We start from the raw sequence: 225 nt of genomic DNA on the forward strand, positions 1-225 counted from the left end.
GTTGGCGGCGGTGCTCAGTGCGCATAGTGTGCATCAAAAACGGTTTTCGCCCTTAGGGTTGGCGGGGTTTGGTGGCTTATTGTTTTATGCTACGTCAGTGAAATATCAAGCGCAGTTTGTGGCGCCTCTTGATGGCGCTCTGGCTGTGCCGCGTGCAATGGCCGTTAGAGACGCGGCTACGCTCGTTCATCAAAGCGGCACTGGCCAGTGTTGCCTTGATTATCT

Origin of the sequence: Candidatus Hepatobacter penaei, assembly GCF_000742475.1 — a bacterium.
Classification (GTDB): Bacteria; Pseudomonadota; Alphaproteobacteria; order Holosporales; family Hepatobacteraceae; genus Hepatobacter; species Hepatobacter penaei.